We start from the raw sequence: 13,417 nt of genomic DNA, 5'->3' as shown, positions 1-13,417 counted from the left end.
ATGAACGTTTTTTGAAGTGCGGCGGACGGGCGTTTGACTTTTCCGCGTCCGCCGCCGCGCACTCATCAAGCTTTTGAGCGACTCTTATAACTTAAAGAGCTTTTCAATGAGCTGCGACTTCATGATGTCGCCTTCAATGATGAGCTTCTTGGACGTGTAGGCCTTCATCGGGTTCAGCTGCCCGGTGAACATGGCCACGCAGTCATCCGCCGCCAATTTTAAGGTGGTGGTGGGTTTCTCGTGCTTGCCCTTGGTGATGGAAAGCGCGCCATCCGCAACCGCCACTATCCAGTCGCCGCCGCCCGCGCCCGTTACGATGTACTGGAAGATCACGTTGACGCCAGCGGCCTTATCCGCCATGAAATGCGAGGGCATTTCGGCGAAAATCGCCTCAACCGTGACACCGCTTCCGCCTGCCGCCGGGGCTTCCGCCGCCGCAGCCGCGGGGGCCGCCGCGCTCTTCTTGGGCCTGGGGGTGACCAGTTCCATGAGGGCACCGGTTGCGTCGGAGATTTCCTTGCCGCCCTCTATGGAGTTGATCTCCTCCCACTTGTCGGCGATGTCTTCGACAGTGGGCGGCTTGGTCACATCGCCGATCTGGACGCTTCCGCCGGTGACCATTGCTGCCCGGTTGTAGTAGCCCATTCCGGCGTTATAGATGTAGCCCGATTCCTTGCAGACGTGGCTTGCGAGATACATCACCATGGGTGACACGAACTCGGGCTTCATGCGGGCGAAAATATCGGGCGGCATGATGTCTTCGGTGAGACGCGAGGCCGCAAGCGGGGCCACGGTGTTCACCTTTATGTTGTACTTGCCGCCTTCGAGCTTCAAGGTATTCATGAGGCCCACCAAGGCCATCTTGGCCGCCGAGTAGTTGGTCTGGCCGAAGTTGCCGTAAAGGCCCGCAGCGCTCGTGGTCATGATGACGCGGCCATAGCCCTTTTCCCTCATTATGGCGAAGGCCGGCTTGGTGACGTTGTACGCGCCGTTGAGATGTACGGCCAGCACCGCGTTCCAGTTTTCCGGCTCCATTTTGAGGAAGCTCTTGTCCCGGAGGATTCCGGCGTTATTGATGACGATGTCCACCGTGCCGAAGGCGTCCACGGCCTGCTTGATCAGGTTCTCGCCTCCAGCCGCTGTGGCCACGTTGTCGTAGTTGGCAACCGCGTCGCCGCCAAGGGCCTTGATCTCGTCAACCACAGCCTGGGCCGGAGTGGCGGAGCCGCCGCCGGAGCCGTCGCGCGCGCCTCCAAGGTCGTTTACAACGATCTTCGCGCCGCGCTTGGCAAGCTCCAAGGCGTACACCTTGCCGAGGCCCCCGCCAGCGCCGGTGATGACAGCAACCTTGCCGTCAAAGCGGACCTTAGAAAGCTCCGCAAGGTAGGCGGGCATGGCGTCGCGGTCCGGGGTGGCTTTCCAGAAGTAGTTGGTGAAGCCCCGGCCCTTGTCCACGTAGCGCCTGCGGAACATCATCTTCATGGGAAGGCCGACCTTAAGTTCATCCTGGTCGCAGTCGGTAAAATCCGCCATGTAGCGCCCGCCGCCCTCAAACTGGATCATGCCGTACTTGTTGGGCGGGTCCACCGACACCGAGAGCATGTCGCCGGTGAAGGTCTTGATTTTTGCGGTAAGATTGGCGAACTCGTAATCGTCCTGGGTACGATGAGCGTTGCAGGCCGGGTTTACGCAGATGTCCATCTTGGGGAACTGGGCCGTGCCGCACTCCCGGCACTTGCCGCCCACGAGACCCAGAATCATCTTGCGCTTGCGCCACAGGGTGGTCATGGCGGTCTGGGTGGGGGCCTCGGCCCGGATACCCATCTCGTTTTCCACAAGGTTGCGCCAGACCAGGAATTTCGCGTAGTTGTCCACGATCTTCTTGTTGGCTATGCACTTTGCGACACCCTGCCGGGGGGCGAGTTTGGTAATGTTTTCAGTCACCTTGAAGGCCAGCGCGTCCGCGCCCTGGCCGAAGCCCGCCATGATGATGATGTCGCCGGGCTTGGCGGTTTCAAGGGCCGACACCAGCATCACCATGCAGTGGGCCACGCCGGTTTCGCCGCAGACCTCGTGCATGTTGTCCACGACCTTCTTTTCCGCGCCCAGGGCTTTGGCTATGCCCTTGTGCTCGGCCTTGAAGAAGCAGGGGAAGGCGAGCTTCGCAACCTCGTCCATTGTGATGCCGAGCTTGGCCAGAAGGCCCTTGATGGCCTCCGGGTAAATCTTGCTGTAGCCTTCATCACGCGCCCAGCGCTCTTCCCACACGTAGTCGAACTTGTTGGATCCGCCGCGATAATGATCGACGAAATCGTAGGACACGCTGTGGGAGCCCAGAAATTCCGCTATCACGTTTTCGGTTCCCACGCAGACCGAAGCCGCGCCGTCGCCGTACCACATCTCGTAAAAATACGCGCCCTTGGTCTCGCGGCGGTCGGCTGCCGCAACCAATACGTTCTTGCGCTCTCCCGATTTTACTGCGTTCAGGCCCGCGATGAGGGCCGATGAGCCCGCCTTGATTGAGCCGGTGAAGTCGCTTGTGGTGAGTCCCGACGAAAGATTGAGGGCCGTGGCAAGGATTCCGGCGTTCTGCCTGTCCGCAAAGGGGAAGGTTGTGGATGCGAAATACGCGCCGTCAATCTTTTCCTTGTCTATGCCCTTTATGCAGTCCATGCCAGCCGAAACCGCCATGGTGAGGGAGTCTTCGTCCCAATAGCACATGGACCTTTCGCCCTGCGCCACCATCATGATGGCCGGGGCGAACCAGCCCATGGCCTGAAAGATCGCCTGACGATCCAGTCGAAGCCGGGGGATGTAGGCTCCGTAAGCAGTTATTCCTACCATAACGCATTCTCCTTTTTCGCCGGGATGCCGTTTTACGCCCCGGCGCGAAGTGAAATGGTTTTTTATGTAAGCGTTTACAACGCGCTAAAAGTCCTTACGGAGCTACTCTTTGAAAAGCTTTTCGATCAACTGGCTCTTCATGATATCGCCTTCGATCTTGAGCTTGCCGGAGGTATAGGCCTTCATGGGGCTGATGGTTTTATTCATCATGGCCATGAAATCGGCTGACTCCATTATGATGGTGGTGGTGGGCTTTTCGTGCTTGCCGGTGGAGACCGTGCAGGTTCCGTCGGCTATCACGGCGTTCCACTCACCGCCGCCCTCGCCGCTTATGTTGTACTGGAAGACCACGTTCACGCCAGCAGCAGCGGATGCCACGAATTTTGAGGGCATGAGGTCAAAGGCTTCCTTCACCGACTTGGGGGCCGCGCTTGGAGCGGCAGCCGCCGCAGCAGCAGCCGGGGCTGCTTTCGCGGGCTTGGTGAAGGCCATGAGCACGTCGCCCACCTGATCGTTCAACTGGTAGTATTCGGCGGCTTCCGCCATGCTGTTGACGGCGGCCATGTTCTTCTGCACGTCTTCCAGGGTGACGGTTTCGTCTTTCACGAGAACCGCGCCGGGGCCGGTCATCATGGCCACCCGGTTGAAGAAGCCCATTCCGGCGTTATAAATGCGTCCTGAAACGTCGCACTTGTCGGAGCAAAGGAAGAGCACCATGGGGGCCACAAATTCGGGCTTGGATTTCTCGAAGACCTCCGGCGGGAAAACGTCCTCGGTAAGGCGCGAGGCCGCCAGCGGGGCCACGGTGTTGATCTTGACGTTGTACTTGCCGCCTTCGAGCTTTAACGTATTCATAAAGCCGATAAGGCCCATCTTGGCAGCCGCGTAGTTGGCCTGTCCGAAATTGCCGTAAACGCCTGCGGCGCTCGTGGTCATGACAATTCGTCCGAAGCCCTTTTCCTTCATGATGGGATAGGCGGCGCGGGTCACGTTGTACGCGCCGTTAAGATGCACGTCCAGAACCGCCTGCCAGTTTTCCGGCTCCATTTTAAGGAAGCTCTTGTCGCGGAGGATGCCCGCGTTGTTGATGAGAATGTCCACCGTGCCGAAGGCGTCCACCGCCGTCTTCACGATGTTCGCGCCGCCCTCTGCGGTTGCCACGTTGTCGTAGTTGGGTACGGCCTCGCCGCCTGCGGCCTTGATCTCGTCAACAACAAGCTGCGCCGCAGTCTGGCTTCCGCCCACGCCGTCGCGGCTTCCGCCCAGGTCGTTCACCACCACCTTGGCTCCGCGCCGGGCAAGCTCGACGGCGTAGGCTTTGCCAAGCCCGCCGCCTGCGCCGGTGATGATGGCGACTTTGCCGTCGTAGCGGATTTCGTCCTTGGCAAGGGCGCCCCACTCGAAGATGCCGCCGTCAATGCAGACTTCATTGGTCTTGGTGTTCACCACCCGCCACATGGCCTGATCGTCGGCAACCTTCCAAATCTGGGTCTTGATGGGGTCTCCGGGGTAGAGGGGCTTACTGAACCGGCACTTCAAGCGGCGCACGGTGTCGGGAGCGCCGGGGCAGAGCTTGCCGATAAGGGCGCGGCACGCGAAACCGTAAGTGCACAGGCCGTGCATGATGGGCTTTTCAAAGCCGCTCATCCTGGCGAATTCGGGGTCAACGTGGATCATGAACACGTCGCCGGAAAGCCTGTAAACAAGGGGCTGGCTCTCTGAAGGGGCCGCCTCCACCTCAAAATCAGGGGCGCGGTCGGGAATTGCGGCCTTGTCGTCCGGGGGGGCCTCGCCTCCGAAGCCGCCGTCAAGGCGACCGAAGAGCGTCATAATATTGGTGAAGAGCTTCTTGCCGTCGGCGTCGCGGGTTATGCCCTCGCCAACGATGAGCGCGCCTTTTTTGCCCTTGGCGGCCAGATCGTAATAGGCTTTTACCGCGCCTTCGGTTACGAACTTGCCATCCTTGGGGATCGGGTTGTGGAAGATGAGTTCCTGCTCGCCGTGAACCAGGCCCGCAAGGTTCACGTTGCTCTCGGCCCCGATGTGGCTTAAGAAATCGAAAATGGCCGCAATGGAGAAGGTGGGGACCACCTTCAGGTCCTTTTCATAGACGTATTCGAGCTCGTCAAAGCCCGCACCCACGCCCAGGGCGTAAAGGACCACATCCTTCCAGGTGTAGTCCTTGGTGATGGGACCGATTTTTTTTCCCACCGCATTGAGATTTAGAGCCATCCTGATTGCCCTCCTTCTTTTGGCGCTCGACCGTTCGGTCAATTGATGCCGAAGGTTTTACGCCTGTTTGGGATTATGTGATGCGTTTTGCTACGGAAACCTTGAGTGAAATGGATGGGGGTTATTGCTTTGAAGCCGACAAAAAAACGCCTTTGAGCCTGTGCTTCATTTGGGCCTTGGGGCCGAAGCGGGTTTTTCCGCCCTGGCGAAGGCCGGGATAAGAATAAATTTGAGGGTCTCCTTGACCCCCTTCACATAGGCTTCGTGCTCGCTGCCCAGAAGCGCCAGAAAAAAATTTTCGCCCGAAACAAAATTATGAATGGCGTTCATCACCGCCAGCATCTTCATCTTGGCGTCCACCGGAAGCTGGGCCTTGTCGGGAACCAGCCCCATTGAATAGGCGATGCTTCCCATGAATTCGGGTACCCGGAAATCAAGGGGTGAAGCGTGCCTTGTTTTGGCGAAATAGCGAAAAAGAATAAGGTTGGATATTTCAGGCTGCTCGAAAAGATAATCGGTCATTTCATCAATTGCTATGTCAAGGCGCTCGGCCAGGGGTTTTCCTTTTATGTGGCCCTCAACCTCTATCAATTTTTCCCGCAGGTCTTCGTATATGTCCAGCACCACGGCCTCGTAAAGGTCGCCCTTCTCGCCCCAGTGATAGTAAAGGGTGGAGATGTCTATTCCCACCGTCTGGGCTATCATCCGCGTGGTGGTGCCGTGGAACCCGTACTCGCCGAATATGCGGCGGGCCACTTCCAGGATGCGCCCCTTCATGGACGCCGGGTCCTTGCGGGCTTTTTGCAGGGCTTTTAACGTAGGCCGGTACTCCCTTGGGGTGTTCCAATGGAACGCTTCCATCATTTGATGGAAACAAAATATGCAAGCGATCGCTTAACTTGTCAAGCAATTTTTGACGCGCGGAAAAAGAGCGTCAAAAGCGAAGCAAAGTCGGCGGCGGGCAGGGGGCGGAAAAGCACAGAAAGCGGACTGCCGAAGGTTTTATGGTATGCGCCCGCAACGCCGGGGGCATATCTTATTCCAACTGCGTGCGCTTCCAGTCGGTTTTTGCCCTCAATGCCCGGCCCTGCGGCCTCGCTCCAGACGGGCGAAATCAAAAGGGCTTTGCCTGAGAGTGCAAAAATCCTCGGTGTCGGCCCTTGTTTGCCGCCCGCCGCCGACCGCCATTGTGAACAAGCCTGTTTTTAATCTTGACAAAATCTTCGGGCTAAAATATAAATAAAAAATTCACTGCGGGGTGGAGCAGTCTGGTAGCTCGTCGGGCTCATAACCCGAAGGTCGATGGTTCGAATCCGTCCCCCGCTACCACAAAAAAATCAAGGGCTTGCGGTTAATTCCGCAAGCCCTTTTTTTATGCGCCCAAATAGTCGTTTTTAGGTTGAAAAGCCCAATTTTTCACATCCGCCTGCCCGCCGCCCGCCGTCGACTTTTCGGTCCGCATTATAGATTTTTCTGACGGTTGCCATGCATAACCATTCATGATATCTATTGACCCTCCGGTCAGATGATTCAGCGGCCAGGCTTGGCATGGCCGCCCGTAACGCCATCCTACACTGAAGGAGGCCTTTCATGCCAGAACCGACCCTAATGGACAAAACCTTCAACATCATAATGGAGCGCATGGTGGAAACCGGCCAGGCTCCCCATTACGCGGAAATAGCCGCCAAATTGGGCGTGGCTCCGGAGGAGGGCCGGAAAGCGCTGCATAAGCTCTTTTCCACTCCGGGTTTCGCAGGCTGGCTTTATCCCAAGACCGACAACATCGTGTCTTGTGCGCCTTTCAACAACCTGCCCACGCACTACCGCTTAACCATCGACGGTGAGCGGAAATGGTTCGGCCAGTGAGCGTTTGAATCGCTGGCGGTCAGCTGGCTATATCCCGGAAAGACGGTAGAGATCGACTCGGTGTGCCTGGATTGCGGCGAACCTGTCCGCGTCGTGGTGAAGGACGGGAAAATACTGTCCAGGGACCCGGAGGGCCTCATCGGCCACGTCTCGGTTCCCATCGGAAGGTGGGTTTTCAACATCCCATACTCGTGAAGCACCATGAACTTCTTCCGGTCGGAAGAACATCTTCGCAACTGGAAAGGCTTCTCGGATGGAAAAATCGGCGGGATGATCTCCCTTGACTCGCTGATGAGGCTTTTTTCCGGCCCCTACTTTCAAAGGCGCATGGATTTGGACTACATGTCGCACTACGGCGAGTACATGGAGGGCATGATGACCGCGCTTGACGGCCTTGAGGACGCCGGGGCCTACTGGCGGCTGGGGCCTCTGGAAAAGATGGGGTTTTCGCTGGGGAGGAAAATGGGGATCATATAAAAGCGGCCCTGCCTTACGCCTTGAGGGTTAAGGGCCGAATAGTGGCCCCGGCGGCGAGCCGCACCAGAAGGGCCGAAAGCCCCCAGGCCAGGGGAAGGGAGACGGGCATTCCGATTCCCTCCAGAAACGGGCGGGTGTAATGCCAGACCCCCCATCGTACGCACAGGTATTCGCCGGAAAAGCCTATTGCTGCAGCCATCACGAAAAGTATTAAATGAAAGGGCCTGTGGGCGAAAACAAGGGCGAAGGAAAGAAAGAGGAACAGGATGAGGCTCACCGGGCCGCCGGCCAGCGCAAGGGCAGCCCCGGTGAGAAAAAGCGCCACGGGAAGAAGGACGGCGATTCCCGCGAGGCGTGCGCGCGGATAAACCTCGCCCGCCTCATCCAGATATTCGGCCATTTCCAGAAAAGACATCATCAGAATCGGCCACACGAAGCCAAGCCAGACGGGAAGCCCCCCGATTTGCGGATGGGCGTAAACCCACATCCCCGCCTTCACGCAGGACCATTCCCCGAAGATTCCCAGAAGCACCGCCCAAAAGGCGACAGCCGCCTTCAATGGTCGGAACCTGTAATACAGGCTCGCCAGAAAAATCGCCAGGAGGACGAAAAAGAGCAAAGAGTTGCGGTGAAACAGGAGCCTTATGAAAAGGAGGGTGGCCACGGCGGGCAAAAAGGGGACGAAAAGACGGAAAAAGGCCCCGGATCGGGCCTTTCCGGCCTCGGCGGGGGTCATGGGGCACCGGCCTTTTTCGATAAGGCCGCCGATTCCGGCAAGGCTCTCCCGGACGATGGCCTTGCGGCAGGGCCGGGCGCGGCCTCCGGCGGCAGCTTTTCACAGGCCACGCGGAATCCTATGTCGTTCGACCGCACCGCCGGAAAATGCGCGGCCCTGGCCGCCGAGCGCGTTGATTCCGGTATTCCCGCCCACGAGCCCCCCCGAAAAACACGGAAAACCCCGCGTTCGGGGCCTTTCGTGCCTTTTTCCGGGTTTTTGGAGTACCAGGACGGATCGAACCAGTCCGCGCACCATTCGGCGGCGTTGCCGTGCATGTCGTAAAGGCCCGCTGGGTTGGGCGAAAAGCTCATCACCGGCGCTGTGCGGACAAATCCGTCCTCGAACTCAAAAATTTCGCCGAACAGGGGAAAGGTCTTCCGGGCCGTGATGTCCGGGCCGTTGATGAAGCCCCTGCCGCCTTCGGGTGCATCGCCCCAGTGCCAGGAAGAGCTGGTCCCGGCCCTGGCCGCGCACTCCCACTGGGCCTCGGTGGGAAGCGAGAACTCCACGCCGGTTTTTTCGGAGAGCCACAGGCAGAAGGCAGTTGCGTCGAAATGGGTGACGAAGACCACCGGATGGTCGGGCTCCTGGCGGAAACCGGGGTCCTGCCAAGAGTGCCCGCCCGGATCCTCTATCAAAAGCCCCTGGGGCCCCACGGCCAGGCTCCGCACCGCTCCGTGCTTTGCAGGCCCGTAGCCGCTCTGTTTCACGAAAACGGCAAATTGGGCCACCGTGACCTCGGTTGCGCCCAGCCAGAAGGGGGAGACCGAGACCTCGTGCAGGGGCCTCTCGTCCGCCTCCGCCCCCGGCTCCTTGTCGCCAGCCCCCATGAAAAACCGGCCGCCGCCGACACGGGCCAGGGTTAAGCCAACCCCGTCCCCAAGGGTTAGGACCGAGGTCGTGACCCTTGGGACGGCGGACTCGCCCGTTTTCCCGGACGTGCCCAAGACCTGCCGGAAAACCATCACGCCCGCAATGGCCGCAGCCACGGCCAGCAGGAGCACGGCCAGCTTTTTTTTCGCGCTTGCGGTCATTTACAGCTTTCAGGCGCAACGGCGCCGAAGGGGAAAGCCCTGATAAGTTCTAAGATTCCTTGTTTTTTTTGTCCACGATCATTTCACCGAGATACTGGGGAAGCTCCACGCCCGCCATTGAAGCCACGTCGTGCAGGGGCGGAAGGCTCTTGATGAGGCCGGAAAGGAAATTGGCCGTGGCGGTCTTTTCGCCGCTTGAAGCCGAGTCCCAGACCGTGATCTTGTCGATCTTCACGCCCTTGATTGCCTCCACCTGGGCCTGGACTATTTCCACGATCTTTTCCGTCATCAAAAGGGTGGCAGCCGCCTTGGCGTCGCCGTTGCAGCTCTGGATGAGTGACTGGTAACCTGCCGCCTTGCTGTCCAGGACCTGGCGTATGCCCTTGGCCTCGGCCTCGTATTGGAGAAGGATGGCATCAGCCTCGCCCTGGGCTTCCAGGCGGGCCTTTTCGGCGGTTGCGCCTGCCGCGATCTCGATCTTTTTCCGCTCCACTTCCTCGGCGGCCACCACCTCGGCCATGAGCCGTGTCTGTTCCACAGCGTACTGGGATTTCTGGATTTCGGCCATTGCCACGCGCTTGGCCACTTCGCCGACCCTTAAGGCTTCGGCCTGTTTCACGGCCAGGGCCGCGTTGGAGTCGGCCATGAGCACCTTGGCGTCGTTTTCGCCGGTGACGGCCTCGGCCTCCTGCTGGGCGAGGTAGATGCGTTTGTCGGCTTCGGCCTTTTTGCGGCCCTTGTCGCTGCCCGCCTCGTTTTCGGCGACCTTGATTTCCATCACCCGAAGGGCGTCGGCCTCGCCCACCTTGGCCCTGGTTTCCTGGGCCTGTACGTAAACGCGCTTGTCGGCCTCGGCCTGCTTCTTGCCTTTTTCCGCTGCTGCCAGGTTTTCGGCCACCCTTATTTCCTGCTCGCGCACCGCGTCGGACTGGCCTATGGCACCCGACTTGTCCTGAACCGCCACGTCGATCTTGGCCTGGTTCACGGCCTCGGACGCAGCCTTCTTGCCGATGCTCTCGATGTACTCGCTCTCATCCGTTATGTCCGTTATGTTGACGTTGATGAGGTAGAGGCCGATCTTGTTCAATTCGGGCGAAACGTTGGTGCGGATGGCGTCCAGGAAGCGCTCGCGGTCCTGGTTGATCTCCTCGATGGAAAGGGATGCCACCGTTAGCCGAAGCTGGCCGAAGATGATTTCCCTGGCCATTTCCTCGATTTCGCCCTGCTTGAGATTCAAGAGGCGCTCCGCCGCGTTGTTCATCACCTCCGGGTCGATGGAGATGCCCACGGTGAAGGTGGATGGCACGTTGACCCTGATGTTCTGGCGGGAAAGGGCCTTGGTGAGCGGGATGCTCATGGTGATGGGGGTGAGGCTCATGTAGGCGTAATCCTGGATGAGGGGCCACACCAGGGTTCCGCCGCCGTGGAGGCACTTGGCGGACTGGCCCTTGCCCACCTTGCCGAAGACCACAAGGATCATGTCCGACGAGCACCTGCGGTAGCGCGACGCCAGAAAGAGCGCGGTCACCACGAAAAGCACCACCACCGCAACGATGGGGTAAATCCACAATTCCAGGCCCATGGCCTCAAGATCAACGTTCATGGAGCGTCCTTTCCTTGCCGTTTTCTCACATGGAATAATCACTAAAAATTGGATGGTTCAACCACCAGCACGTTTCCTTCAACCCTTATAACGTTCACCCGTGTTCCGGTTTTGATGGCCTCGCCGGATTGGGAGATTGCGTCATACTCTCTCAATCGGCCCGAAACGCTTGCGGTCACGCGGCCCACGCCTTTTTCGGGGATTGAGAGATAAACGTCACCCTTGCAGCCCGCGCAGTCGGTTATTGAAAGGTTGCCAGAAGACTGGAGCCTGGAAAAGGCCATGAACATGCGGCCCACCAGCCACACCGAGGCAAAGCCCGCGCCAAGGGAGGCCACCAGGGAAAGCGAAAGGCCAAGGCTGGGCATGGTTGCGAGCCCAACCAGCCCGAACATCAGGAAAAAGGACATGAGCCCGTGAACGGAAAGGGCGGAAAAGCCCGAATCGCCCAGGGGGTCTCCGTGGTCGCCGAAATCCCCGGTCAGATCGCCGTGGTGGTCCATTCCCAGAAGCATCATGGCAAGGCGCACCACCAAAAGCGCTGCGCCCACGATGGAGCAGATGAGATAGATCGCGTTCATCGGGTTATCCCTGAATGGAGGAATGGCGGCCTGAAAAGCCGCAATTCGGCGGACAATAACACAATATATTGAATATAGGAAGCCCTATACTACGCCATGAGGTCATTTAATCAATTTTTCAAAACAGGAGGCTTGATCGACAGGGAGCCTATCCGCGTACTGCTTAAAATGCAGGCATCCACCAAAGGCTTTACAGGCAGGCCGATCACAAGCGATGATATGCAAGGAAGACGAGCGGCGCGGGGAGGAATAGTACTTTTCCGTACATGACGACCCGCGCCGCGATGTCTGACGCAGCAGATCGCGCTTGTGGACGGCCTGCCGCTAGGGGCGGCGTTTGGTTGAGAAGGCCTTTAGGCGCACATCCAGGGCCGCCCGGCGGGCCTCGTAGCTTTTGGTGGCATCCTCCAGGGTCCGGTTCTTGTACCTGTACTGCCTGCCCATGCGGGGGTTGCGTTTTCTCTTTTCCAGGCTTTCGGTTTCTTCTTTCAGCGCGGTGAGTTCGATGAGCTCCTTTTTGAGGGCCGCATCCTCGGCCTCAAGCCTGGCCTTTTCGGCGTCATAGGCCTTGCGGGCCTTTTCCACGCCCTCCTGCTGGGCAGCCTGTTTTTTTTCCTCCAAAAGGCGCTTGTAGCTCTCGTTGGTCTTTTTACGCTGGGCGTCCCGCCTTTCTGCGGCTGCTTTCTTTTTTTCCTCAGCCGCTTTTGCCTTTTCAGCGGCTGTGGGCGGGGTGATGTCCGCCGGGAGCGCGGGAGCAGTGCTGACGGCAACGCCGCTTTTTTTGTCGTGGGGAATGAGCCTTGGATCATCCGTGTAGACTGCTGCTCCGCCCTCGCCCTTGTAGCGGTAGACCTCGCCGTCGGCCAGGGCCGGAAGGGGGCACAGGGCCAGGACGAGAAACACCAGGGCCATTGCCCGGCTTTTCCGGGCGGGCGGGGACTTAGTCCCGGCCCGTGAAGGAAGGCCGGGGGATTCTGACGGATGATGGGGCGTCATGGCCGGGTCCCGGTCATTTGAGTTTGGCCCGGCTGGCCTCCAGGGCTTCCCTGTCTTTTTCGTAGTCCTGGCGCTTTTTTTCGTAGGCGGTGATGCGCCCGTTAATGTCCTGGATCTGCTGGTTCAAGGTGCGGGTGGCCTGGGGCCTTTTTGCGGATTTTTTCTGTTCCTCCAGTTTTACGGCCTCTTCCTGGAGTTTTTTGTATTCCTCGTCCAGGGCTTCCCGGCGTTTGTCCAGGTCGGCCAGGGCGTCGAGATAGGCTGCGGTGTCAACCGGCGCCTTCAAATCGGAGGACGAGTCCTCGGTCTTTTTTTCGGCGGATTTTTTCCCCGTGGCCTTCTTTTTGGGCTCCCCGGCCTTTTTCTTTTCCTCGGCCTGTTTGGCCTTCTGGTCAGGGGTGAGGGAATCGGATTCTTCCTTGTACTTGGTGGCGGTGGGGCGCTGTTTTTCGGGAACCACGGAGAGGTTGTCCGTGTAACGGACCACGCCCTTGGAGTCGGTGTAGCGGTAGTACTCGGCAACAGCGGGCACGGTAAAGAGGAAACCCGAAAGCGCCGCGACGACAATCAGCTTGATGCCCTTCATTTCACGATCCTTGATTCATGGGTTGCCGCGCCCGATGCAGGCGGCCCGGCCGATCAGTGTCTATCCTGTGAAAAACACGCTTGAAAAGGCCCGCTCCGGGCCGGGTGACGCCTTTCGCCCCTGCTGCCTTTTCAACGTCAACCTCCATCATATCCGAGTCTAAAACAGGATGCAAGCATCCCATCGTTTGAAAAAAGTATGCAGTGGGCGGTGGGCAGAGGGTGGCATTTCCGGCCCTGCCTTATTGCACCTCTTGTGCTGCGCACCCCGGCAACGAGAAAGCCTGCGCCACCCACACCATGCCGATTTTTTAGCCAATTGCTTAATGAATTTAAAATGTTGGGTGAACCTGCACTTCGTGCAGAACCACCCAACCTACAAAAAATTCGCCGTTTCGCGCCGCCTCTTTTTTCTTTCTTG

Annotated in this window: 13 protein-coding genes and 1 tRNA gene; 5 read left to right on the top strand and 9 right to left on the bottom strand. The window is 58.8% G+C overall.

Annotated features, from left to right (window positions below; all coding sequences use genetic code 11):
- Window positions 1–84: 84 nt before the first annotated feature.
- From HZB23_02265 to HZB23_02255, 3 genes are all read right to left on the bottom strand, one after another.
- Window positions 85–2,844: an SDR family NAD(P)-dependent oxidoreductase gene (locus tag HZB23_02265; GenBank protein MBI5843476.1), complete on the bottom strand. Its 2,760-nt coding sequence runs from the start codon at window positions 2,842–2,844 to the stop codon at window positions 85–87.
- A gap of 102 nt (window positions 2,845–2,946) precedes the next feature.
- On the bottom strand, window positions 2,947–5,076 hold the full coding sequence (locus HZB23_02260; GenBank protein MBI5843475.1) for an SDR family NAD(P)-dependent oxidoreductase: 2,130 nt from the start codon (window positions 5,074–5,076) through the stop codon (window positions 2,947–2,949).
- A gap of 165 nt (window positions 5,077–5,241) precedes the next feature.
- Window positions 5,242–5,853 (bottom strand): TetR/AcrR family transcriptional regulator, encoded by a 612-nt coding sequence (locus HZB23_02255; protein MBI5843474.1) that lies wholly within the window; start codon window positions 5,851–5,853, stop codon window positions 5,242–5,244.
- Window positions 5,854–5,922: 69 nt separating this feature from the next.
- Here HZB23_02255 and HZB23_02250 point away from each other — a divergent pair, with 69 nt between their 5' ends.
- The 5 genes from HZB23_02250 to HZB23_02230 all read left to right on the top strand — a co-directional run bounded on the left by HZB23_02250 (window position 5,923) and on the right by HZB23_02230 (window position 7,419).
- A complete protein-coding gene (locus HZB23_02250) occupies window positions 5,923–6,285 on the top strand; it encodes a hypothetical protein (GenBank protein MBI5843473.1) in 363 nt (120 codons plus the stop codon).
- Between the two features lie 43 nt (window positions 6,286–6,328).
- Window positions 6,329–6,405: transfer RNA gene (locus tag HZB23_02245), tRNA-Met, on the top strand.
- A gap of 261 nt (window positions 6,406–6,666) precedes the next feature.
- Window positions 6,667–6,942, top strand: a complete 276-nt coding sequence (locus HZB23_02240) for a hypothetical protein (GenBank protein ID MBI5843472.1) — start codon at window positions 6,667–6,669, stop codon at window positions 6,940–6,942.
- A gap of 12 nt (window positions 6,943–6,954) precedes the next feature.
- Complete coding sequence (locus HZB23_02235) at window positions 6,955–7,137, top strand: hypothetical protein (protein MBI5843471.1); 183 nt, start codon at window positions 6,955–6,957, stop codon at window positions 7,135–7,137.
- Window positions 7,138–7,143: 6 nt separating this feature from the next.
- Window positions 7,144–7,419 carry a hypothetical protein gene (locus HZB23_02230; GenBank protein MBI5843470.1) on the top strand — a complete coding sequence of 92 codons (276 nt, stop codon included), beginning with the start codon at window positions 7,144–7,146 and terminating at the stop codon, window positions 7,417–7,419.
- Between the two features lie 13 nt (window positions 7,420–7,432).
- Here HZB23_02230 and HZB23_02225 read toward each other — a convergent pair whose 3' ends face one another.
- The 6 genes from HZB23_02225 to HZB23_02200 all read right to left on the bottom strand — a co-directional run bounded on the left by HZB23_02225 (window position 7,433) and on the right by HZB23_02200 (window position 12,997).
- Complete coding sequence (locus HZB23_02225) at window positions 7,433–8,155, bottom strand: hypothetical protein (GenBank protein MBI5843469.1); 723 nt, start codon at window positions 8,153–8,155, stop codon at window positions 7,433–7,435.
- A complete protein-coding gene (locus tag HZB23_02220) occupies window positions 8,152–9,231 on the bottom strand; it encodes a formylglycine-generating enzyme family protein (protein ID MBI5843468.1) in 1,080 nt (359 codons plus the stop codon). Before HZB23_02220 ends, HZB23_02225 begins: the two co-directional genes overlap by 4 nt.
- Before the next feature lie 49 nt (window positions 9,232–9,280).
- The gene (locus tag HZB23_02215; protein MBI5843467.1) at window positions 9,281–10,813 is read right to left on the bottom strand and encodes a flotillin family protein; all 1,533 of its coding nucleotides are present in this window, start codon (window positions 10,811–10,813) and stop codon (window positions 9,281–9,283) included.
- A gap of 62 nt (window positions 10,814–10,875) precedes the next feature.
- A complete protein-coding gene (locus tag HZB23_02210) occupies window positions 10,876–11,415 on the bottom strand; it encodes a hypothetical protein (protein MBI5843466.1) in 540 nt (179 codons plus the stop codon).
- Between the two features lie 324 nt (window positions 11,416–11,739).
- Window positions 11,740–12,411 (bottom strand): DUF4124 domain-containing protein, encoded by a 672-nt coding sequence (locus tag HZB23_02205; protein ID MBI5843465.1) that lies wholly within the window; start codon window positions 12,409–12,411, stop codon window positions 11,740–11,742.
- A gap of 13 nt (window positions 12,412–12,424) precedes the next feature.
- Window positions 12,425–12,997 carry a DUF4124 domain-containing protein gene (locus tag HZB23_02200; protein ID MBI5843464.1) on the bottom strand — a complete coding sequence of 191 codons (573 nt, stop codon included), beginning with the start codon at window positions 12,995–12,997 and terminating at the stop codon, window positions 12,425–12,427.
- Window positions 12,998–13,417: the final 420 nt, after the last annotated feature.

This window comes from Deltaproteobacteria bacterium, from assembly GCA_016235345.1.
Lineage (GTDB): Bacteria > Desulfobacterota > Desulfobacteria > Desulfobacterales > Desulfatibacillaceae > JACRLG01.
Note: the sequence above shows the minus strand (reverse complement) of the source record. Positions and strands in the feature narration are given on the sequence as shown.